21 protein-coding genes are annotated in these 20,460 nt (G+C 71.5%); 8 read left to right on the top strand and 13 right to left on the bottom strand.

Annotated features, from left to right (window positions below; all coding sequences use genetic code 11):
• The first annotated feature begins 2 nt into the window (after positions 1 to 2).
• Together ACT3UL_RS09605 and ACT3UL_RS09600 are read left to right on the top strand one after the other, a co-directional pair.
• Positions 3 to 1,292 (top strand): AMP-binding enzyme, encoded by a 1,290-nt coding sequence (locus ACT3UL_RS09605; protein WP_444578021.1) that lies wholly within the window; start codon positions 3 to 5, stop codon positions 1,290 to 1,292.
• Between the two features lie 129 nt (positions 1,293 to 1,421).
• Positions 1,422 to 2,318 (top strand): 1,4-dihydroxy-2-naphthoate polyprenyltransferase, encoded by an 897-nt coding sequence (locus ACT3UL_RS09600; RefSeq protein ID WP_444578020.1) that lies wholly within the window; start codon positions 1,422 to 1,424, stop codon positions 2,316 to 2,318.
• 128 nt (positions 2,319 to 2,446) lie between these two features.
• On the opposite strand, the gene ACT3UL_RS09595 is transcribed toward ACT3UL_RS09600, so the two are convergent.
• On the bottom strand, positions 2,447 to 2,848 hold the full coding sequence (locus ACT3UL_RS09595) for a DUF4229 domain-containing protein (protein WP_444578019.1): 402 nt from the start codon (positions 2,846 to 2,848) through the stop codon (positions 2,447 to 2,449).
• A gap of 151 nt (positions 2,849 to 2,999) precedes the next feature.
• Between ACT3UL_RS09595 and ACT3UL_RS09590 the strand changes: the two genes are divergently transcribed.
• On the top strand, positions 3,000 to 3,344 hold the full coding sequence (locus ACT3UL_RS09590; protein WP_444578018.1) for a PLD nuclease N-terminal domain-containing protein: 345 nt from the start codon (positions 3,000 to 3,002) through the stop codon (positions 3,342 to 3,344).
• Between the two features lie 133 nt (positions 3,345 to 3,477).
• Here ACT3UL_RS09590 and ccsB read toward each other — a convergent pair whose 3' ends face one another.
• The 6 genes from ccsB to ACT3UL_RS09560 form a co-directional block, all read right to left on the bottom strand.
• Entirely contained in the window at positions 3,478 to 4,566 is a 1,089-nt protein-coding gene (gene ccsB / locus ACT3UL_RS09585; RefSeq protein ID WP_444578017.1) for a c-type cytochrome biogenesis protein CcsB, read from the bottom strand.
• On the bottom strand, positions 4,563 to 6,392 hold the full coding sequence (gene resB, locus ACT3UL_RS09580) for a cytochrome c biogenesis protein ResB (protein WP_444578016.1): 1,830 nt from the start codon (positions 6,390 to 6,392) through the stop codon (positions 4,563 to 4,565). Before resB ends, ccsB begins: the two co-directional genes overlap by 4 nt.
• The gene (locus tag ACT3UL_RS09575; protein ID WP_444578015.1) at positions 6,392 to 7,210 is read right to left on the bottom strand and encodes a cytochrome c biogenesis CcdA family protein; all 819 of its coding nucleotides are present in this window, start codon (positions 7,208 to 7,210) and stop codon (positions 6,392 to 6,394) included. The genes resB and ACT3UL_RS09575 overlap by 1 nt, the downstream gene beginning before the upstream one ends.
• Positions 7,211 to 7,221: 11 nt before the next feature.
• Positions 7,222 to 7,818 carry a TlpA family protein disulfide reductase gene (locus ACT3UL_RS09570; protein WP_444578014.1) on the bottom strand — a complete coding sequence of 199 codons (597 nt, stop codon included), beginning with the start codon at positions 7,816 to 7,818 and terminating at the stop codon, positions 7,222 to 7,224.
• On the bottom strand, positions 7,815 to 8,462 hold the full coding sequence (locus tag ACT3UL_RS09565) for a histidine phosphatase family protein (RefSeq protein ID WP_444578013.1): 648 nt from the start codon (positions 8,460 to 8,462) through the stop codon (positions 7,815 to 7,817). Before ACT3UL_RS09565 ends, ACT3UL_RS09570 begins: the two co-directional genes overlap by 4 nt.
• A 102-nt stretch (positions 8,463 to 8,564) precedes the next feature.
• The gene (locus ACT3UL_RS09560) at positions 8,565 to 9,038 is read right to left on the bottom strand and encodes a MarR family winged helix-turn-helix transcriptional regulator (protein ID WP_444578175.1); all 474 of its coding nucleotides are present in this window, start codon (positions 9,036 to 9,038) and stop codon (positions 8,565 to 8,567) included.
• 309 nt (positions 9,039 to 9,347) lie between these two features.
• On the opposite strand from ACT3UL_RS09560, the gene ACT3UL_RS09555 reads away from it, so the two are divergent.
• The gene (locus ACT3UL_RS09555; RefSeq protein ID WP_444578012.1) at positions 9,348 to 9,878 is read left to right on the top strand and encodes a YceI family protein; all 531 of its coding nucleotides are present in this window, start codon (positions 9,348 to 9,350) and stop codon (positions 9,876 to 9,878) included.
• A 177-nt stretch (positions 9,879 to 10,055) separates the two neighbouring features.
• Positions 10,056 to 10,361, top strand: coding sequence for a glutaredoxin family protein (locus ACT3UL_RS09550; RefSeq protein ID WP_444578011.1), 306 nt, complete (start codon positions 10,056 to 10,058; stop codon positions 10,359 to 10,361).
• A gap of 67 nt (positions 10,362 to 10,428) precedes the next feature.
• Here the strand turns inward: ACT3UL_RS09550 and ACT3UL_RS09545 are convergent, their stop codons facing one another.
• The 4 genes from ACT3UL_RS09545 to ACT3UL_RS09530 form a co-directional block, all read right to left on the bottom strand.
• Positions 10,429 to 10,527 (bottom strand): 30S ribosomal protein bS22, encoded by a 99-nt coding sequence (locus ACT3UL_RS09545; RefSeq protein ID WP_074712200.1) that lies wholly within the window; start codon positions 10,525 to 10,527, stop codon positions 10,429 to 10,431.
• 153 nt (positions 10,528 to 10,680) lie between these two features.
• Positions 10,681 to 12,381, bottom strand: a complete 1,701-nt coding sequence (locus tag ACT3UL_RS09540; RefSeq protein WP_444578010.1) for a dynamin family protein — start codon at positions 12,379 to 12,381, stop codon at positions 10,681 to 10,683.
• Entirely contained in the window at positions 12,378 to 14,132 is a 1,755-nt protein-coding gene (locus tag ACT3UL_RS09535; RefSeq protein WP_444578009.1) for a dynamin family protein, read from the bottom strand. Before ACT3UL_RS09535 ends, ACT3UL_RS09540 begins: the two co-directional genes overlap by 4 nt.
• A gap of 107 nt (positions 14,133 to 14,239) precedes the next feature.
• Positions 14,240 to 15,508 (bottom strand): acetoin utilization protein AcuC, encoded by a 1,269-nt coding sequence (locus ACT3UL_RS09530; protein ID WP_444578008.1) that lies wholly within the window; start codon positions 15,506 to 15,508, stop codon positions 14,240 to 14,242.
• 198 nt (positions 15,509 to 15,706) lie between these two features.
• On the opposite strand from ACT3UL_RS09530, the gene ACT3UL_RS09525 reads away from it, so the two are divergent.
• On the top strand, positions 15,707 to 17,074 hold the full coding sequence (locus ACT3UL_RS09525) for a TrkH family potassium uptake protein (RefSeq protein ID WP_444578174.1): 1,368 nt from the start codon (positions 15,707 to 15,709) through the stop codon (positions 17,072 to 17,074).
• A gap of 91 nt (positions 17,075 to 17,165) precedes the next feature.
• On the top strand, positions 17,166 to 17,831 hold the full coding sequence (locus ACT3UL_RS09520) for a potassium channel family protein (protein ID WP_444578007.1): 666 nt from the start codon (positions 17,166 to 17,168) through the stop codon (positions 17,829 to 17,831).
• Positions 17,832 to 17,929: 98 nt separating this feature from the next.
• On the opposite strand, the gene proC is transcribed toward ACT3UL_RS09520, so the two are convergent.
• Together proC and ACT3UL_RS09510 are read right to left on the bottom strand one after the other, a co-directional pair.
• Positions 17,930 to 18,820, bottom strand: coding sequence for a pyrroline-5-carboxylate reductase (proC, locus tag ACT3UL_RS09515; protein WP_444578006.1), 891 nt, complete (start codon positions 18,818 to 18,820; stop codon positions 17,930 to 17,932).
• Positions 18,821 to 18,875: 55 nt separating this feature from the next.
• Complete coding sequence (locus tag ACT3UL_RS09510; protein ID WP_343925829.1) at positions 18,876 to 19,904, bottom strand: DUF368 domain-containing protein; 1,029 nt, start codon at positions 19,902 to 19,904, stop codon at positions 18,876 to 18,878.
• A gap of 49 nt (positions 19,905 to 19,953) precedes the next feature.
• Between ACT3UL_RS09510 and ACT3UL_RS09505 the strand changes: the two genes are divergently transcribed.
• A complete protein-coding gene (locus tag ACT3UL_RS09505; protein ID WP_444578005.1) occupies positions 19,954 to 20,433 on the top strand; it encodes an AAA family ATPase in 480 nt (159 codons plus the stop codon).
• Positions 20,434 to 20,460: the final 27 nt, after the last annotated feature.

Here is a 20,460-nt window from a genome sequence, read left to right as displayed (position 1 = left end):
CCGTGAGCTCCTCCCTGCCTTGGCTGGTGCCGCCCGCCCACGACTCCTCCGCCGCCTCGCTCGAGGCGCACTCCCGAGCGATCGGCCAGCTGATGGCGGGCACCGGTCGGCTCTGGCTGGGCCCGTTCCCGGCACCGTCGACGCTGCCCGAGGGCTTCGAGGACACCGCCCTGGTGGTGCCCACCTCCGGGTCCACGGGCGTGGCGAAGGCGGTCGCGCTGTCCCGCTCGGCCCTGCTCGCCTCCCAGGACGCGACCGCCGCGCTGTTCGCGGCCGACGGGACCGCCCCGGACACCCGCGGCCACGGCTTCTGGCTGCCCCTGCTGCCGCCCACCCACATCGCCGGGGTGCAGGTCCTCGCCCGGGCCCATCGCACCTCCCAGGTGCTGGGGCTGCCCGTGCCGGCCCTCCCGGAGGTGCTGCCCGATCTGCGCGGGCACTTCGACGCCGCGGCGTTCGTGGCGCTCGCCGAGCCCGCGCTCGCGCAGGCCGAGGCCGCAGGGCTGCCGGCGTTCACCTCCCTGGTGCCCACCCAGCTCACCCGCATCATCACCGGGGCCACCGGTGCCGACGCCCGCGCCCGCGGGGTGCTCCGGCGCTTCGCCGCCGTGCTCGTGGGCGGCGCCGCGACCCGTCCCGAGGTGCTCACGAAGGCCCGCGCCCAGCGCATCGCGGTGCGCACCACCTACGGCTCCTCCGAGACCGCCGGCGGCTGCGTCTACGACCGAGCGGCGCTGCCCGGGGTGCAGCTGCGACTCGAGGCTCCCGACGCCGCCGGAGCCGGTCGTCTGGTGATCACGTCACCGACCCTCGCCCTGGGCTACCTCACGGCCGATGGCGGCACCGACACGACCCCCTTCGCCCCAGCCGCCGCTCCGGGCGCCGCACAGCGCTCCTTCGTCACCTCCGACCTCGCCGAGCTGGGCGAGGACGGTGCGCTGAGCGTGCTGGGCCGTGCCGACGACGTCATCAACACCGGCGGCCGCAAGGTGCTCCCGCAGGATGTCGAACGGGCCATCGACCGCTCCCTCATGCTGCAGGGCCTGGTCCGTGCGAGCGTGGTGGTGGGGGTCCAGGACCCCGACTGGGGCCAGCGCGTCGAAGCCCTGGTCACGCTCGAGCAGGGCACCGATCCGACCGAGGCAGCGGCCCTGGTCCGCTCGGCGCTGCGCACCAGCGAGGTCCCCGCGCACATGATCCCCAAGCGGGTCCATGTGGTCCGCGAGCTCCCGATGCTGGGGATCGGCAAGGTGGACCGGGCCGCCGCCCGCCGCCTCGCCGCCGAGGGCTGAGCCTCCACTCCGGTCCAGGGTGTGCGGTCCGCCACGAGACGGGAACGCCCCTGCACCGAAACGCCCCCGGACCACGGCGTATCCTCGACGGGGCCGTGATCCGTCGGCCACGACCCGTCGAGGAGCACCATGGCCAGCCTGTCGCAGTGGGTGCAGGGCGCCCGACCCCGCACCCTGCCCGCAGCTTTCGCCCCGGTCGCCGCCGGCACCGGTGTCGCGATCTGGCAGCTGGCCCAGCAGCCCGGCGGCGTGGACTGGGCGCTGGTCGTCCCTCGAGCACTGCTCGCCCTCGCCGTGGCCCTGTGCCTGCAGATCGGCGTGAACTACGCCAACGACTACTCCGACGGCATCCGCGGCACCGACGACGACCGGGTGGGGCCGTTCCGGCTCACCGGATCCCGCGCCGCCGCGCCGAGGACGGTCAAGGCCGCCGCGATCGGCGCCCTGGCGGCCGGGGCACTGTTCGGCATCGTCCTCATCGCCCTCGCCCAGATCTGGCTGATGCTCCTCGTCGGGGCGGCCGCCGTCGCCGCCGCCTGGTTCTACACCGGCGGCAAGAAGCCCTACGGCTACCTGGGTCTCGGCGAGCTGTTCGTGTTCGTGTTCTTCGGCCTGGTCGCCGTCAACCTCACCGCCTACGCGATCACGCCCCACCCGAACTGGGTCGCTCTGCTCGCCTCGATCGCGATCGGCCTGCTGGCCGTGGCGATCATGCTGACCAACAACCTGCGCGACATCCCCACCGACACGATCGCCGGCAAGCGCACCCTCGCGGTGCGGCTCGGCGATCGCCGGACCCGTGCCCTGTTCGCGGTGACCCAGCTGGCGCCGTTCGTGCTGATGGTGCCGGTGATGGTCGTGCAGTGGCCGGTGATCGTGGTGCTGCTCGCCCTGCCGCTGGCGATCACCCCGCTGCGCATCGTGCTGCGGGGCGCAGGTGGGCGCGAGCTGATCCCGGTCCTCGGCGCCTCCGGGCGGCTCGAGCTGGTGTTCTCGCTGCTGCTGCTCCTCGGCCTGTGCCTGTGAGGCCGCAGGCCCCGGGGAAGGTCGTCGCCGGGGCCTGACCGCCCGGATTCCCCGACCGGCACGATCAACGGCCGACGGTCTCAGCGACCGTCAGGATCGGAAACCCTCGGACTCAGCGGCCGCCAGGATCAGCGGCCGTCGGCCGACGTGCTCTCCGGGTCCTCCGCCGGAAGCTCCGGCAGCTCACCGGGACCGGAGTGCGACGCATCCGTCGCACGGGAAGTTCCGGTCACCTCGACGCCATGGGCGCCGTCCGCCGCGGCGGCCTCGGCATCCAGGAACGAATCCTCCGCCTCGGCATCCTCATCGACGTCATCGGCGTGACGCTCCCGGCGCTTGTCGTCGGCGGCCTTCCAGCGCATCGCGGCGGCATCGCGCACCCGGTTGAGGAAGAGGATCGAGATCAGCATCGCGATCAGCGCGGCGAGCACACCGGCGAGCATCACCCCGATGTCGAACAGGGTGAGCACCCACCAGATCCCGGCCCACAGGACCAGTCGGATGACGGCGAACAAGGCCATTTCTCGCATGCCCCCAGAGTAGTTCGCCCGCCTGTGTGCTCACCCGTTCTTCGGGGTGCGGCTGGTCTCCCCGGCCGTGCACCGCGCCCTCCCCGACGAACGTCGGGGCGTCGCCCGCTCTCTGCCGCTGGGGTTCAGGTGCGTTCACTACACTTCGAGCATGCTCAAAGGGTTCATCGCCGTTCTCTCCATCGCCCTCACCGTCTTCGCGCTCGCCGATTGTGTGCAGACGGAGGACGACAAGATCCGAGGCATCCCCAAGTGGGCCTGGATCGTGCTGATCGTGCTCCTGCCCTGGGTGGGACCGATCACCTGGCTGGTCGTCGGGAGGGACCGCACCATCGGCCCTGCCCCGAAGCGCCCACAGCGCCATGGACCCTCCGCCCCGGACGAGGACCCCGACTTCCTGCGCAAGCTCGACGAGGACATCCGCCGGGAGCGCCGGGAGCGCGGCCAGAACGACTCGGGCGACGAGCCGGCCGGCCCCGATACGCCGCGCAGCTGACCCTGCCTCCCTGACTCTGCATCCCTGACTTCGTACGACGCACGACGCACACGGCCCCGCGTGGACTCTCGTCCGCCCGGAGCCGTGTGCTGTCGGTGCTATGTGCTGTCGGTGCTGCGTGCTGTGGCGCTGCTCAGAGCCCCGAGTACGAGTGCAGGCCGTTGATGATGGTGTTGACGATCGTGTAGTTGAAGACCACGGCCAGGAAGCCCACCAGCGCGAGGCCGGCTGCGCGGCTGCCGCGGAATCCACCGGTGGCGCGCGCGTGGAGGTAGGCCGCATAGACCACCCAGATGATGAAGGTCCAGACCTCCTTGGGGTCCCATCCCCAGTAGCGGCCCCAGGCCTCGCGGCCCCAGATCGCCCCGAAGATCAGGGTGAACGTCCAGCCGACGAAGGCCACCGAGTGGATCCGGAAGCTCAGCGCCTCCAGCACCGTGGAGCTGGGCAGCCGGTCCAGCACGTGGCCGAAACGGCCCCAGTGCTCGGGGAACTGGTCATCGTCGGACACCCGCTCGACCAGCGCCCGTTCGTGGCGGGCCTGGAGGAGCTGCAGGGAGGCGACGACGGCACCGAGGATCGACAGGGCCGTCGACATGATCGCGACGGAGATGTGGATGTAGAGCCAGTGCGAGTTCTGCAGGCTCGGGGTCAGCTCTGAGGCCGGGACGATCCAGAGCGTCTGGGCGAGCAGCAGGACCAGCAGCACCGGACCGATGACGAAGGTGCCCAGGATCCGCAGCTCGGCACGCTTGATCGAGAAGATCAGGAAAGCCGCCATCACCACGGCCGTGCTCGTGGTCGCGAACTCGTACATGTTCGTCCAGGGCACCCGCTGGGTGGCCGCCGCGCGCGTCGCCACGCCGATGATGTGCAGCACCGTGGCCGCGAAGGCCAGGATGAACGCGAAGGTCTGCGCCGTCATCGAACTCGATGCCGAGGATCCGGCGCCGTGCGTCCCGGTGACCTCGCCGACGCTTGTCGGTGCGCCGCCACCGGCCGTTGCCAGGGAGTCGGTGGGTGCGGACCCGGCCGCGCCGGCGGTCACGGTCTGCTTCGCGTGGACGCCCTCGTGTGCCTCACGGGCGGCCAGGCGCTCGTCGCTCCGCTTCTGCGACGTGGAGGCGAGATCGGCCGAGAACCCGATCAGAGCCAGCACATACAGCACGATCGTTACCACGATGGCGAGATTCGAGATCTCCGCCAGCTGCTGGTCAATCACTGTGCACTTCCTTCATGGTGGTCATCGGTGGTGTCGTCAATCTGATCGACGGGCTGACCGTCGGTCCCGTCGGTCCCATCCTGCGCCCCGGAGAGCTTCGAGGCGAGTGCTCTGACGTCATCGGGAAGCGCCGGGTCGTCGCTGCGGGAGAGTCCGGCGACCTCGAGCACGACGGTGCCGTCGGGGCCGGAACGGTCCCCGACCCGCACCCACAGGCGCCGGCGGGGCACGAACAGCGACAGGATGAGGCCTCCCACGGCAGTCAGGGCGCTCACGAGCACCCAGCGCTCGAAGGGGTCATGGGCGACGTCGAAGGCGGCGTAGCGCTTGATGCCGTCGAAGCTGATGGTGGTGCCGTCGGGCAGCTCGAAGATCTGCCCGGGGGCGAGGCTGATCAGCACGGGCGTGCCGTCGTCCCCGGTGACGGGCGTCAGCGTGGAGACGTCGACCTCGTAGGCGTTCTGCGGGATGCCGGAGTCGAGGCCGAGATCGCCCTTGTGGACGGTGAGCGCGAGCTGCGGGTCCGCGAGATCGGGGTAGATCGAGTGCGGGCCCTTCTCGTCGATGACGCCGGTGGGCAGGAAGAAGCCGACGACGGCGAGCTGATCGGGCCGCGCATCGGGCGCCTTGATCACGAGCTGGGAGGTGTACCCGACATCGCCCATCGGCACCGTGATGACCGGTCCCTGGGCCACGACGTTGCCCGTCGGGTCCGTCACGGTGACGTCGGGCGCGTAGCCGTTGCCCAACAGGTACATGGAGGTGCCGTCGACATGCAGGGGCTTGTTGACCTGCAGCGTGCGCTTCTCCTGCTTCTTTCCCGGGGTGGTGACGTCCACGTCGGCCTCGAAGGACAGCGGCTGGCCCACCCTGCTCTCATCGGCGCCCTCGAGCACGTACTTCGCCCGGAACTCGTCCAGCGTGAACTGGAAGGGGGTGAGCTCGGAGGTGTCGAACCACGCCCCGGAGTCGAAGGAGTCGTACTGGGTCAGCGAGTTGGAGAACCCCTGCCCCTCGATCACCGTGATCTGGCCGCGGTAGCTGGTCAGCTGGCCGCCGGCGACGCAGACCAGAACGCCCACCAGCGCGATGTGGAACAGCAGGTTCCCGCTCTCGCGCAGCAGCCCGCGCTCGGCGCTGACGGATCGCGAGCCCGTCTCCTCGCGGACATCGGTGCGATAGCGCGAGCGGCGCAGGGACCTGCGTGCGGTCTCCAGCAGGGCGTCGGCGTCGGCCCCCGGGAGTTCGACGCGGGTGTAGCCGGTGAAGCGGGTCAGGCGCGACGGGGTGCGCGGGGGCTTCGCGCGCACCTGGCGCAGGTGCACGCCCACCCGCGGGATGATGCAGCCGATCAGGGAGATGAACAGCAGCAGGTAGATGGCCGAGAACCACGGCGAGGAGAACACGTTGAAGAATCCGAGCGTGTCCAGGAACTTCCCCCACCGGCCGTTCTCCTGGAGGAACTGATCGGTCAGGCCCGGGTTCACGCTGCGCTGCGGGTACAGCGACCCGGGAACGGCGGCGATCGCGAGCAGCATCAGCAGGATCAGCGCGGTCTGCATGCTGGTCAGCTGGCGCCACAGGAACAGGAGCATCCCCCGGAAGCCGAGGGCAGGGGCGTTCCGCCCTCGCGATGCGCGCCCGGGGCCGTCCTTGTCGCGCTTGCTGCTCCACGTGTCGACGCCTTCACCCGGCGCGGGGTCCGGTGCGCCTTCGGAGGTCTGTGCGCCCTCGGCGTGCGGCGCGCTGTCGGAGTTCGGTGTCCTGCTCAGGGTCTCGTCCGTCTCATCGGAGGGGTGCGTGGGGTCAGTCTCGTCGTGGGTCATCACACGACCGGTTCGTAGGTGGCGATGAGGCCCTGCAGCTGGCTCATCCACGTCGACCAGACGCCGGTCATGAGCAGCACCCCGATCGCGATGAGCAGGGCGCCCGAGAGCAGCCCGATCGTGCGGCGGTGCGCAGCGAGCTTCTTGGACAGCCCCAGGGCGCGGTCGAAGAGGAGGGCGAACAGCACGAACGGGATGCCCAGGCCGAGCGAGTAGGCGAGGGCCAGGATGCCTCCGCGCAGCGCGGCGCCGGAGCCGCCGCCGTCGAGGGACAGGGCCACGATCGCGGCGTAGGTGGGGCCGATGCAGGGCGTCCAGCTGAGCCCGAAGATGAGGCCCATCAGCGGTGCGCCCAGCAGGCCGGCATCGGGGCGCTTGCTGGTCACGGGACGATTGGCGCCCAGGCCCGGGAAGACGCCCATGAAGACGAGCCCCATCAGCAGCACGATCGCGCCGGCCACCCGGTTGATCCAGACGGCGTACTCCTGCAGGAGGTAGCCCATCGCACCGGCGAAGCCGCCGAGCACCATGAACACCACCGCGAAGCCGGCCACGAACAGCAGGCTGCCCGCGAGCATGCGGCCCATCCCGGGCCGCTTGGCGCTGGCGCGCACGCCCGATCTGGCGCCGACGCCGGCGGTCACGGCGCTCTGGCCGGCCAGCCCGGAGACGTATCCGAGGTAGCCGGGGACCACCGGGAGCACGCACGGGGACAGGAACGCCACGAGGCCGGCGGCGGCGGCGACGGCGACGGCGAGCAGGAGCGACCCGGACAGCGCGGTCGCCTGGAACGCGGCTCCCATGTCGGCGGTGATCATGTCGGCAGCACTCATTCGGCCAGCACCCGGTCGATCATGGCGCGCAGGGTGGAGGGGTCGGCACCGCCCGAGATGCGGGCGGCGACACGGCCCTCGCGGTCCAGCACGAGCGTGGAGGGCACGGCGTTCGGGGCGACCTGCCCGCGCAGCGCGTACATGATCTGCGCATCGGTGTCCGGCAGGGAGGGGTAGGTGATCCCGTAGTTCTCCTCGAACGTCTTCGCGGGGCCGGCGGAGTCGCGCACGTTGACACCGACGAACGAGACGCCCTGGTCGGCGTAGTCCTCGTGGATCGACTGCAGGTCCGGGGCCTCTTTGCGGCACGGCGGGCAGGAGGCGTACCAGACGTTGACCACGAGCAGATCGCCGCGCAGGTCGACGGAGGAGAACTCCTCGTCCTCGAAGGTGGCGCCGGTGATCTCGAGCGGGTCGGTGCGGTCCGCGGCCGGGATCTCGGTGGTCACGCCGTCCCCCGAGACGTATCCGGAGTCGTAGCGGGAGCTGGTGTCGGATCCGCACGCGGCCACCAGCAGCGTCACCGGCAGGGCTCCGCCCAGGCCGAGCAGGCGACGGCGGGAGAGCCGCGCCGGAGTGTTCCTCGCGTTCACGTCAGCCTGCCTCCGGTGGCATCGACCGCCCCGGCGTAGAGCTCCGCGGCGGGTTCGGCGTAGCCGACGTCGGCCAGGTGGGGGCCGACGAACCGCAGGCTGGTCACCGAGCACAGTCCGCACTGCCGGCGACGGGGGTCATGGAACAGGGGCTTGCCCTCGGCGCTGCGTCGTGTCACCCAGATCGGCAGCTGGTGGAGCACGAGCACGGCCTCGTGGCCGTCGGCCGCAGCGCGGGCGTCGTGGACAGCGGCGATGACCCGGGCCACCTGCTCCCGGTAAGGCTCTCCCCAGGAGGGGCGCAGGGGGTTGAGGAACCAGCGCCAGTTGCGCGGATCGCTGAGCTTCGCCTCGCCGTGACCCATCCGGTGACCCTCGAAGTGGTTCCCGGACTCGATGATCCGCGGGTCCGAGGTGACCTCGAGCCCGTGGGCGGCGGCGATGGGCGCTGCGGTCTGCTGCGCGCGCAGGAGGGGTGAGGAGCGCACCAGGGTGATGTCGGCGTCCGCCAGGTGGTCGGCGACACGGCCGGCCATCTGCTGGCCACGATCGCTCAGGCGGTAACCGGGCATGCGGCCGTACAGGATGCGATCGGGGTTGTGCACCTCGCCGTGGCGGACGAGGTGGACGGTGGTGGTGCTCACGAGTGCGCGGTCCTCCCTCAGGAGATCAGCAGGCTCGGCGGCGCCGAGGGGTTCTGCAGCCGATGGGGTCAGCCGCCACACGGTACCAACCCAACCTCCGGATCAGCTCTGAGGATCGGCCCCGACGTGAGGTGCCGGACTCCCGAGGCCGATCGGCGCATCCTCGGGCACCGCGCGACCCAGGATCCGACCCAGCTCGAGGAAGTCGTCATGGCCGACCACGTCCAGCAGCAGGTCGCGCACGGAGCGCACATGCGTGGGGGCCGCCTGCTCCAGCAGATCCCGACCGGCTACGGTCAGCTGCGCCTGCCGGCCACGACCGTCGTTCGAGCAGCGCACCCGCTCCACGAGACCGCGCTTCTCCATCCGGGAGATGGTGTGCGTGAGGCGCGACCGGGAGTGGACCACGCGGTCCGCGAGCTCGGACATGCGCAGGAACTGTTCCGATGCCTCGGACAGGCGCACGAGGATCTCGTACTCGCCCAGGGTCAGATCGATCTCCGGATCCGCCTGCAGCGCCTCGGAGAAGCGGTCGTTGAGCAACGTGGTGGCGTAGAGGAAGCTGCGCCACGCCATCTGCTCCGGCTGGCTCAGCCAGAGCCCCTCGGGCGTCGACACGGGATTCTCCGCGGCAGCTCCCGCTCCATCGGCAGCGCCCGCCCCATCGACAGCGCCGGCAGCGCCTGCCGCGTCGACAGCGCCGTGCGCGTCGGCTGCGTCGGCTGCGTCGGCGCCATCACTTGACTGTATGTCCTGCATCACGGTCTCCTTGTTCTCGGACGGAAGTCTCTTGCGTCGCTCCCGAGTATAGTTTACATTTCAAGCAAGAGCGTGGTGGTCGATCCTCGATCACCGTCACATCGGACGACCCCAAGGAGACATCACATGAACGACCTCACCCCCGGCACCTGGACCCTCGACGCGAGCCACACCTCAGCGAGCTTCATCGTGCGTCACGCCGGCATCTCGAAGGTCCGCGGCCAGTTCACCGACGTCGACGGCTCCCTCGAGGTCGGCGAGGGCGGCGAGAACCTCTCCTTCCGCACCACGCTGAAGACCGCCTCGGTCAGCACCTCCAACACCGACCGCGACAACCACCTGCGCAGCGGCGACTTCTTCGACGCGGAGAACTTCCCCGAGATCACCTTCGTCTCCACCGAGGTCAAGGGCGACACGCTCATCGGCGACCTGACCATCCGCGACACCACGAAGCAGGTCGAGCTCGACTTCGCCTACGAGGGCTCCGCGACGGACCCCTTCGGCGTGTACCGCGCGGGCTTCACCGGCCAGACCAAGATCTCCCGCAAGGACTTCGGCCTGACCTGGAACGCGGCCCTCGAGGCCGGCGGCGTGCTGGTCGCCGACGACGTCAAGATCTCCATCGAGGCGGAGTTCACGGCGCCCACCGCCGCCTGAGCTCACCCACCACTCCCCCGAGCGCCTGCACCGCGCCCCCGGGCACCGACGAGCCGTCCGCCGAGCGCGGGCGGCTCGTCGTCGTTCCTGCGTCTGCGTCCGTGCTGCGTGCACGATGCCCCACTTCCGGATCTCCGCGCCCCTGCAGGGGACCGACGTCCTACTAAGGTGCCTTCCATGACCAGCCAGCGCATCCCCACTCCCACCGACCCGGATGCCCGGATCCTGTACCTGACCCGCGAAGGCTGCCATCTGTGCGACGACGCCCTCCCGGTGGTCCGGGCCGAAGCCGATCGTGTCGGCTCCACGGTCGAGGTGCGGGACATCGACGAGGACGAGACGCTGCGCGCGGACTGGGACTACGACGTCCCCGTGATCATCGTCGACGGCGCCGTCCACGCCAAGTATCGCGTGGACGCCGAGCAGCTGCGGACCGCTCTGGCGAAGCGCCCCTGGTGGCGCCGCCTCACCGGCCGCGCCTGAGCGATCCCCTCCCGAACGTGCAACGGCCCCCACCTCGCGGTGGGGGCCGTTGCGCATCACACAGTGCTCACTTCTTGTTGCGGCGCTGGTGGCGGGTCTTGCGAAGCTGCTTGCGGTGCTTCTTCTTGGACATGCGCTTGCGTCGCTTCTTGACGACAGAACCCATAGGTTGCCTCTTGTTCTGCAGGCCAACGCCTGCGGGATGGTCCAACTGATCAGGAGTGCGCGGCCCGCGAGGACTGCTCAGAAGCAGCCCAACGATGCTCCGCGGGCCCGACGCCACGGTCGACCGATCATTCTACACAGGACTTCTGGATCCTCACCCGCGAGCGAATGCGATATCCCTCGCAACGGCGTCCGCACGGGAGAGCGTCTCCTCGACCTCGGCGACCACATGGGTCATCGCGACCTCCCGCACCCGGCTCCGCAGCACGCGTCGTGCCCGACGCCGGTACGAGGTCGCGGTGATCGCCGCGAGCGCCCCGCCCGCGAGGCCGATCAGGATCCCCGCGGCGATGCCGAGCACGAGCAGCGCCGTGGGCAGCGGGATCGGGATCCACAGGTCCTCGATCATCGGCATCGGCGGCGGCGGGATCTGGAAGAGCACCAGGACGACGTTCAGGGCCAGCCAGCCCAGCCCCACCACCCAGACGAGCATCGCGAGCCACTGGAACACATCGAGCACCGGCCACCACCAGGAGGTGCTCCGGGCCCGCAGATCGGCGCCGGCGACCGCCTGGTCGAGGGCGTCGGGCAGATCCTCCTCCCGGGACCGTGCGGCGTCGCGCACTGCGGATCGCCAGGCGTCCCCACCGCCGTCGGAGGCGGCATCGGCGAAGCGCCGGACCCCGCCGGCGGCGCGGGCCCGGGTGGCGGCGTCCGGTTCCGGGAGCGAGGTGCGCTCCGTCGTCTCCCCGTCGCGTGCTCGGCCGATGCCGAGACGTCGCAGCGGGTCGGGGCGCACGGTCCGCAGCCAGCGCAGCGGGGGCCATCCCACGCGGCCGGCGGCCCGGTGGCGGTAGGAGGCGGCCACGGCCTCGGCGACCGGTTCCACCCGGGCGGCCGCGGCGAGGTCCTCGACCAGGGCGTCGATCTCCTCGTCCTCCGCCGCGGCGGGGAGCCCTGCGGGGTCCGCCGCGTGCTCGAGCAGCTCCGCACCGCCGCGCACGTCGGCGCGCTGGCGATCCGCGGCGGCCTCGCGCGTGTGGGCGAGGGAGATGAGGTGCCAGCGCAGCTCCTCGATCCCGTCCCCGGTGGTCGCGGAGGTCGCGAAGATCGGTGCCTGGTCCAGCCCGTCCGCCCGCGCGATGGATCCGAGCGACTCCAGCACCCCCGCCCGTTCGTCCTCCCGGATCCGATCGATCTGGTTGAGCACCAGCAGCGTGACGGCGTCGTGGCCGGCGAAGGGCTGGACGAACTCCTGGTGGAGCACCGCGTCGGCATACTTCTGCGGATCGGTGACCCACACGATCACGTCGACCATGCCGGTCATGCGCTCGGCGATCTCGCGGTTCGCCGACTCCACGGAGTCGAGATCCGGCAGGTCGAGCAGCACGATGCCGGGCGGGGCCGCCGGCTCCGTGCGCCGGGCGCGGCGGCCGCTCGCCGCCGGGGCGGCCGCGCTCTCGAGGGCCGCACCGGTGCCGTCGAGAGCGTGGCGGTCCTCCACCTCGAGCCAGTCCAGCAGGGCGTCGCTGCCGGTCTCTCCGAGCACGGCGGCGACCGGCCGAGAGGTGGTGGGCCGACGAACCGCCGCCGGGGTGATGTCGAGCCCGACCAGTGCGTTGACCAAGGAGGACTTCCCCGAGCCGGTGGCGCCGAAGAGACCGATCACCGTGTGCTCGGCAGAGAGCGCGCGGCGCCGGTCGATCCGCGCGAGCAGGTCGCGGACCTCGTCCACGGCGTCGCTCGGGGCGACGCCGTCGAGGCCGGCGGTGGCGCGATCCAGCGCATCGATCCGCTCGGCCAGTGGGGCCGCACCCGCAGCGGAGCGCTTCGAACGGTTCAGCAGCGGGCTCATGAGTCCTCCCGGATCTCTCGGGCGAGCTGGTCCAGCGCCTCGGCGTCCTCGACGAGGTCCTGGGAGTCCGTGCCCCCGCCGAGGGCGTCGAGCAGGTCGAGGAACGGTCTGGAGCGTTCGGTGACCAGGGCGTCCAGACGGGCGGTGAGGCGTTCGCGGGCGACCCGTGCCATCCGGCGCACCGCCTCGTCGCCGAATATCGTCTCCAGCAGCTTCTGGCCGACGACCGCGGTCGCCGCGCCCGCTCCGACCTCGAGGCCGGTGGGGACGAAGGCGGTGGAGGCGAAGACGACGACCATGAGCGCCACCCCGACGGCGTTCACCCCCAGGGAGAGCAGGCGGGCCTTGGTCCGACGGTCCGCGCCCTCCCGGCGCACGAGGTCGAGCACGTCCCCCTGCCAGGCGCGGATGGCGGCGGCGACCTCCTCGCGGTAGCCGTCGGGGATCCGGGAGAGGTCCTCGCCCTCGACGAGCACGCGCCCGGCGGGAGCGGCCCGCCAGGCCGCTTCGGCCCGTTCGGCGCCGCGTGCGGTCTCGTCGATCACGACGTGCACGAGTCCGGTGCCCAGCGCCTGCTCGGCGGCGACCGAGGGGGCGGGCTTGCCGCTGAGCGCGAGACCCACCCGGTCGCGGACCCTCGTGAACAGGCCCTCGACGCTGCGGAAGAACTCGCCCGTGCCGACCACGTCCTGCCAGCGGGCGAGCACCTCGCCGCGCAGCAGGGAGCCGTCGCCGAGGGCGTCGTCGATCCGTTCGCGGGAACCGGAGAACGCGGAGACCGCCTCGTCCCGCAGGCGCTGACGCTCGGCCTCCTGGCTCTGCGCGTGCTCGGCGATGCTGCGGGTGGAACCGGCCAGGCCGGAGACGGCACCGGCGAGGGTGCGGCGGGCGATCCGACTGCGACCGTCGGCGTCCGCCGCGAGGTGGTCGAAATGCTCCTGGAGCTCGGAGATCGCGGCCGCCGGGAGCATCCCGGTCGCGTCGAGCTCCGTCTCGGCCACCAGGAACAACCTGGTGACCTCGATGCCGTTGCGCTCGAGCATGGCGCGCAGGTCGGCGGCGAGCTCCTCGGCGACACCCTCGCGATCGGGGATCCGGTTCATGACCACATCGACGGTGACGTCGCGCTCGGCGGCGGTGCGCAGCACCTCCCACGGCACGGCGTCGGCATAGCGGTTCGCGGTGGTCACGAACAGCCACAGGTCGGCGGCGCGCAGCAGCTGCCGGGCCAGTTCGCGGTTCCCCGTCGCCACCGAGTCGATGTCCGGGGCGTCGAGCAGGGCCAGACCTTGAGGGATGCGCTCCTCGGCGTGGAGCTCGAGGCTCGTCGCGGGGTCGATGTCCCCCGTGGTGTCCCCGGCGTGCGGCGCCTCGGCGTCGGGCGCGGCCCCGACGTGGACCCGGGCGAGCCCGGGCAGGATGCGGCTGCCGGCGAACCAGGCCTCGTCCGCGGGGTGGTGGAGCAGCACGGGCCGACGGGTCGTGGGCCGGATCGCGCCGGATCGGCTCACCACCTCTCCCACCAGGGCGTTGACCAGGGTGGACTTCCCAGCTCCGGTCGAGCCGCCGATGACCACGAGCAACGGGGCGTCGAGGGACTCGAGGCGCGGGACGACATGGTCCTCGAGCTGCGAGAGCGCCGCGCCCACCTCGTCACGGGCCTGCTGCGCACCGTCCACCGGGAGCGGCAGCTCCACCGCGCGCAGGTGCTCGGCGAAGGTGTCGAGCACCGCTGTCGACAGTGACGTCATGGTTCCCCCGAATGCTCTGGTGTTCTGCCGGACTTGTGCCGTACGGGCCACATTGTCTCAGGACCGGCCCGGGAGCGGCCCTGCATCCCCGTGCTCGCTCCCCGTTCTCAGTCGAGGAACGGGTCCAGGCCCCATTCGGGGAAGGCGACCCGGCGGGCGGCCTGGACAGCCCGGTCGAGGTCGTCCTCGGGATCGAACCCGTTCTCCCAGTCGCGCACGGCGAGCGGCCGGCCGTCGCCGTACGTGCGGATCGCGGGTTCGGGCGACAGCCCGTGCTCGGCGCGGGCGCGGGCCTCGGCCTCGCGGTAGGCCTTGGGCAGCGGGGTCTGCGGGTCGATCGCCTCGCCGGTGGCGACCGCGAGCAGCTGCGCCCAGGAGCGCGGCACCACGTCGATCACGGCGTAGCCACCCCCGCCGAGGGCCAGCCAGCGGCCGTCGCACACCTCGTCGGCCAGCTCGCGGAGCATGACCATCACCTCGCGGTGCGCCTCGAGGGAGACGGAGAAGTCGGCGAGCGGATCCACCCGATGCGTGTCCGCGCCGTGCTGGGTGACCAGCAGGGTCGGTTTCACGGCCCGCACCAGCGCGGGGACGACGGCGCGGAGTGCGCGCACCCAGCCGTCGGCCGTGGTGCGCGGCGGCAGCGGCACGTTGATCGCCGAGCCCTGTGCGCCCGCTCCCCCGGTGTCCTGCACGAAGCCGGTGCCCGGGAACAGCCGCTCGCCGGTCTCGTGCACGGACAGGGTGATCGCGCGGGGCTCGTCCCACAGCGCCAGCTCGACGCCGTCGCCGTGGTGGACATCCGTGTCGATGTACATGACGCGCTCCTCGCCCTGCGCGAGGGCGTGCCGGATCGCGACCGCGGCGTCGTTGTAGACGCAGAACCCCGAGGCGCTGGCCGGGCGGGCGTGGTGCATCCCGCCGGCGATGTTCACGGCCCGCCGCACCGTGCCCGCACGGATCGCGTCGACGGCGGCGAGGGAACCCCCGACGATGCGCGCGGAGGCCGTGTGCATGCCGGGGAACGGAGGGACGTCCTCGCCGCCGATCCCGAAGCGGATCAGGTGGTCCGGATGCCTGCCGTCCTGGGGCCCTGACGCCTGGCGCACCGCCTCGAGATAGTCCGCGTCGTGCACCGTGCCGAGCTGCTCGTCGGAGGCGACGAACGGGGCGATGGTGCGCACCCCGGGGCGGTCCAGGATCCCGGAGGCCCGTGCCAGCTCGCGGGTCAGGGTCAGGCGCACCGGAGACATCGGGTGGTACGGGCCGAAGTCGTACTCGCACAGGTCCTCGGACCAGACGATCCCGCACTCACCGGGGACGCCGGTCTCGTCGACCGCAGCGGCGGGAAGCAGGGTGGGAGAGTCGTCGGACATGGGTCGAAGCGTACCCAGAGCCACGCTGCACCGCTCGGGCCGCCACCCGGACGGTCGCCCGCGACCGTTCCTGGAACGCGCCCGAGGGCCCGGCAGTCGTAGACTTCCGCGGACGCGACCCGCTGGTCGCCACACGACGAAGGGGTGGGGATGATCGAACGCGAGGCGAAGGCCGGGGGGCGCCGAGCGCTGCCCCCCATGCGCCGCCCGGCGCCCCCGAGCTGGCGGCGGTACCTGGCATCGCTGACCAAGATCACCCCGGCCCGCCTCACACTCGGGGTGTTCAGCCTGATGATCGCCGTGTTCACGGCGCTGCTCTCGCTGCCGGCGGCGACCACCGCCGGCCAGCGCACCGATCTCGTCGATGCGCTGTTCACCGCCGTCTCGGCGATCTGCGTGACCGGCCTGGTGACGGTGGAGACCGCCACGCACTGGTCGACCTTCGGGCTGACGGTCATCATGATCGCGATGAAGATGGGCGGACTGGGCCTGCTCACCCTCGCCTCGCTGCTGAGCATGTCGGTGATGCACCGACTCGGGCTCGCCCAGCGCGTGATGACCGCCAACGAGACCCGGGCCGAGCGCCTCGCCGAGGTGGGCGGCGTGCTGCGGATCATCCTCATCACCTCGACCGCCTTCGAGGCGGCGACCTTCGTGGCCCTGACCCCGTACATGTTCTTCACCGAGCACAAGCTCGGGGAGTCGATCTTCCTGGGCCTGTTCTATGCGGTCAGCGCGTTCAACAACGCCGGCTTCGTGCCGGAGGTCCAGGGGATCGAGCAGTACCTCGGCGACCCGTTCTTCTCCATCCCGATCGCGCTCGCGGTGTTCGTGGGCTCGCTCGGCTTCCCCGTGATCCTCGTGGTGGTCAAGAAGCTGCGCACCCCGCGCCGCTGGAGCCTGCACGCCAAGCTCACCCTCACCACCACGGCGCTGCTGCTGGTGCTCGCCTGGATCGGGTACCTGGCCCTGGAGTGGACGAACGCCGCCACCCTCGGCGGCCAGCCCGTCCATACGAAGCTCCTGGCCGCCGGTTTCGCCGCCGTCATGCCCCGCTCGGGCGGCTTCGCCGCGCTCGACGTGGGGCTGCTGACCCCCGAGACGCGCCTGCTGACCGACGTGCTGATGTTCATCGGCGGCGGCTCGGGGTCCACCAGCGGCGGCATCCGCGTGACCACCTTCGCCCTGCTCATGCTCTCGATCTGGGCGGAGATCCGCGGCAATCCCGACGTCGAGGTCTTCGGCCGACGGATCCCGCACGAGACCATCCGTCAGGCGATCGGCGTGCTGGTCATGAGTGCGACCGTGGTGCTGCTTGCGGTGTTCCTCCTGCTGCGGATGACCAGCTTCACGCTGGACCAGCTGGTGTTCGAGGTGCTCTCCGCCTTCGGCACCGTGGGCCTGTCCACCGGGATCACCGCGCATCTGCCCACGGACGGGAAATGGGTGATCGCCGCGTGCATGTACAGCGGCCGCCTGGGGCCGATGACCCTCGGGGCGGCTCTCGCCCTGCGCCACCGCACGCGCATGATCCAGCTCCCGCGCGAACGCCCCATCGTCGGCTGATCCGCGCTCCCCCCCGGCTCGGCGCGACCGTAGACTGTGCGCGCCCGGCCTGCGGATCCCCGCGTGACCTGCCGGGGACGGAGGAGGAGACATGCCACGCGGTGCGCGCGACGACGGGGTGCTCGTCATCGGTCTGGGCCGGTTCGGGGCCTCGATCGCCCTGACGTTGGAGAAGCTGGGCACCCAGGTGCTCGCGATCGACACCAACGAGGAGCTGGTCCAGAAGTACTCCGGCCAGCTCACCCATGTGGTGCGGGCCGACGCGACCCAGCCCGAGGTGCTCGACCAGGTCGGCGCCGGCGACTTCTCCCTCGCCGTGGTGGGCGTGGGCACCTCCATCGAGGCCAGCGTGCTGATCGCCGCGAATCTCGTCGATTTCGGCAAGCCGGTGATCTGGGCGAAGGCCATCTCCGCCGCGCACGGGCGGATCCTGCAGCGCATCGGCTGCCATCACGTGGTCTATCCCGAGGCCGATGCCGGTAAGCGCGTCGCGCACCTGGTCAACGGCCGTTTGATGGACTTCATCGAGTTCGACGACGGCTTCGCGATCGTCAAGATGCGACCGCCGCGCGAGGTGCAGGGCAAGACGCTCGCCGAGTCCGACATCCGCGCGAAGTTCGGGGTCACCGTCGTGGGCGTGAAGTCACCGGGCAAGGACTTCACCTATGCCGTGCCGGAGACCATGGTCGCCGCGCACGATCTGGTGATCGTCTCGGGCCACACCCATCTGATCGAGAAGTTCTCCAACCGCCCCTGACGGCAACGGCGACGGCAACGGCTGATCGCGGAGGGCGACGTCAGCAGGCGACGACGACAGGCACGGGAGCGGCCGACGATGATCCGCCGGCCGGGCCCTCAGCCCTTGCTCATCTCCCGCGACGTCTCGGCGGCGGCGGCCATCGCGGCGGCGACGCCGGAGCGCACACCCTCCCGTTCGAGGGCCGCGAGGCCCTGCACCGTGGTGCCGCCCGGGCTGGAGACGCCGTTCTTCGCGACGGCCGCGTGCATCCCGCTCTCCAGCAGCATGGTCGCGGCGCCGCGCACGGTCTGCTGCACCAGGGAGTCGGCCAGATCCCGCTTCAGCCCCAGGCGCACGGCCTCATCGGTCATGGCCTCGATGATCGCGAACACGAACGCCGAGAGGGAGCCCGCGGCGCCGATGAAGGCGTGCACCTGCTCCTCGGTGATGTCGACGACGACTCCCGCGCGGGAGAACAGGGCGCGGACGAGCTCGTGCTGCTGATCGGTCACGGCGCTGCCGCGCATCAGGCCCACGGCCCCCTCCCCCACGGAGATCGGGGTGTTGGGCATCGCACGGAAAACGGCGGCACCGTCCGGCAGCGCCGCCTCGATCCGGTCCAGGGTGGTGCCGGCGGCGAGTGAGATCACGAGGGCGCCCTCGGGCAGCTGGTCGCCGATCTCGGCCGCCAGGTCGAGGATCTGGTAGGGCTTCACCCCGAGCACGACCACGTCGGCCCCCTCGAGCGCCTCGGCGCGTGTCGCGGAGCTCGCTCCGAGCTCCTGGGCCGCGCGGTCGCTGCTGGCCGCGGTGGAGTTCGTGATCTGCAGATCCTCGCTGCGCACCCCGGCCGCGAGGAAGCTGCGGACCACGGGCCCGCCCATGTTGCCGGCCCCGATGACGGCGACGCGCACTCCGGCGACGTCGGGGGCAGAGGGACGTGCAGCGTCCTGCGCTGTGTCCTGCGCGGTGGCGGTGGAGGGGGTCTGCGGCGTGGAGTCGTTCATGCCGCCCAGCGTACGGCCCACCCGGTCGGGACGAGAGATGGGGCCCGGAGGCCGATCAGGCGGTCGTGGCCGGCCGGGCGATCTTTCGGCCCTCGACGAGGACCAGCAGCTGGACGGCGAGCACCCCGAGAACGGCGATGCCCAGCAGCAGCGGCCAGTCGCTCGCAGGGGCGCTCAGCGCGCCGGAGCTCTCCTGCCAGGGCCAGAGACTGCGCAGCGCGCCCACCATGACCCCGGCGAGCACCACCATGGTGCCGCGGTGGTGGCGGGTCAGCAGGCGGCGCATGAGCTTCACGATCACGACGAGACCCACGCAGGCCCACAGTCCGAACCAGGCGATGTAGCCGAGGTCGCGCTCGTCGACGGCCTGCAGGGTGGGCTGGTAGAGCCCGAGGCTGAGGAGGATGAAGGACCCGGACATCCCCGGCAGCACGAGGGCGCAGATCGCGATCGCCGCGGCCGGGGCGATGATCCACGGGCTCGGCTCGAGGGCCGAGGTGGGCAGGGAGGTGATCGCCAGCCCGGCGGCCGCGCCGAGGGCGAAGCGCCACAGCTCGGGGACGCGCCAGGACCCGTCGGACAGACGGATCGGGACGAGCACCGAGCCGAGCACGAGACCGAGGAACAGGGCGCGCATGGTCTGCGGATGGGTCTCGACCAGGCGGGCGACGGGGCCGGCGACGGTGAGCACCGCGGTGCCCATCCCGATCACCAGCGGAATCACGAGGATCCAGGGGATCGCGCCGAGGTGCTCACGCAGCCCCGCCCGACGATCCGGGCCCAGCAGAAGTCGTGCCATCGCGCGGGTGAGGTGGTGACCGGCGTCGATCAGCTCGTCGTAGATGCCGGTGACCAGCGCGACGGTGCCTCCACTGACTCCGGGAACCGTCTCGACCACCCCGATGAGGGCGCCGCGCAGCAGGTTCCCCAGCGGGTTGCGGTGACGCGGCAGGGCAAGGGGCTCCGCCGGTTCCGCCGCGTGGGCCCCCGGCGTGCGGGTTTCCGTGACGCGGGGCTCCGATGCGGTCCCGGCGGGGTGATCCGGTGTGCGGTCGGGTGCGACGTTCGGGGAGGCATCCGTCATGGTGGACAGCCTACGAACCCACCGGCAGAACACCTCTAGGATCACGGCCATGAGTGGTCGCCTTCACCTGCTGTACGGACTGTCCGGCTCCGGGAAGTCCACGCTGGCCCGGCAGCTCCAGAAGCAGAGCCCGGCGGTGCGCTTCACCCTCGACGAATGGATGCTGCGCCTGCACCCGGAGCTCTCGATCGACGACCCTGCCTACGGTGACCGCGCAGAGGTGGTGCAGGAGCTGATCTGGTCCATCGCCGAGCAGACGCTGCGCTCGGAGGTGGATGCCGTGCTGGACTGGAACTCCTGGTCGCGTGCCCGTCGGGCCTGGGCCCGGGAGCGCGCGGGGACCGTGGGTGCGGAGGTCGTGCTGCATCGGCTGTCGACCTCCCTCGAGGAGTCGACCCGGCGCGCGCAGCTCCGGGAGGAGTCACAGGCCTCGTTCGCCCATCGCATCACCCTCGAGGGGAACCAGCACCTCACTGGGCTCCTCGAGGAGCCGACCGCCGACGAGGGCCTCACGATCCTCGAGCACTGAGCACTGCCTGGACGGCCCCCATTCCCG

The sequence above is a fragment of the Brachybacterium sp. 107 genome (assembly GCF_052379725.1).
Lineage (GTDB): Bacteria > Actinomycetota > Actinomycetes > Actinomycetales > Dermabacteraceae > Brachybacterium.
The sequence above is the reverse complement of the archived record's forward strand: the minus strand, read 5'-3'. Positions and strand labels throughout refer to the sequence as shown.

Coding starts and splice junctions, on each gene's coding strand:
- ACT3UL_RS09545 (WP_074712200.1), bottom strand. CDS start 10,527: ATGGGTTCTGTCGTCAAGAAGCGACGCAAGCGCATGTCCAAGAAGAAG.
- proC (WP_444578006.1), bottom strand. CDS start 18,820: ATGAACGACTCCACGCCGCAGACCCCCTCCACCGCCACCGCGCAGGAC.
- ACT3UL_RS09550 (WP_444578011.1), top strand. CDS start 10,056: ATGACCAGCCAGCGCATCCCCACTCCCACCGACCCGGATGCCCGGATC.
- ACT3UL_RS09520 (WP_444578007.1), top strand. CDS start 17,166: ATGCCACGCGGTGCGCGCGACGACGGGGTGCTCGTCATCGGTCTGGGC.
- ACT3UL_RS09510 (WP_343925829.1), bottom strand. CDS start 19,904: ATGACGGATGCCTCCCCGAACGTCGCACCCGACCGCACACCGGATCAC.
- ACT3UL_RS09525 (WP_444578174.1), top strand. CDS start 15,707: ATGCGCCGCCCGGCGCCCCCGAGCTGGCGGCGGTACCTGGCATCGCTG.
- resB (WP_444578016.1), bottom strand. CDS start 6,392: ATGACCCACGACGAGACTGACCCCACGCACCCCTCCGATGAGACGGAC.
- ACT3UL_RS09590 (WP_444578018.1), top strand. CDS start 3,000: ATGCTCAAAGGGTTCATCGCCGTTCTCTCCATCGCCCTCACCGTCTTC.
- ACT3UL_RS09535 (WP_444578009.1), bottom strand. CDS start 14,132: ATGACGTCACTGTCGACAGCGGTGCTCGACACCTTCGCCGAGCACCTG.
- ACT3UL_RS09555 (WP_444578012.1), top strand. CDS start 9,348: ATGAACGACCTCACCCCCGGCACCTGGACCCTCGACGCGAGCCACACC.
- ACT3UL_RS09505 (WP_444578005.1), top strand. CDS start 19,954: ATGAGTGGTCGCCTTCACCTGCTGTACGGACTGTCCGGCTCCGGGAAG.
- ACT3UL_RS09540 (WP_444578010.1), bottom strand. CDS start 12,381: ATGAGCCCGCTGCTGAACCGTTCGAAGCGCTCCGCTGCGGGTGCGGCC.
- ACT3UL_RS09575 (WP_444578015.1), bottom strand. CDS start 7,210: ATGATCACCGCCGACATGGGAGCCGCGTTCCAGGCGACCGCGCTGTCC.
- ACT3UL_RS09560 (WP_444578175.1), bottom strand. CDS start 9,038: ATGGCGTGGCGCAGCTTCCTCTACGCCACCACGTTGCTCAACGACCGC.
- ACT3UL_RS09530 (WP_444578008.1), bottom strand. CDS start 15,508: ATGTCCGACGACTCTCCCACCCTGCTTCCCGCCGCTGCGGTCGACGAG.
- ACT3UL_RS09600 (WP_444578020.1), top strand. CDS start 1,422: ATGGCCAGCCTGTCGCAGTGGGTGCAGGGCGCCCGACCCCGCACCCTG.
- ACT3UL_RS09595 (WP_444578019.1), bottom strand. CDS start 2,848: ATGCGAGAAATGGCCTTGTTCGCCGTCATCCGACTGGTCCTGTGGGCC.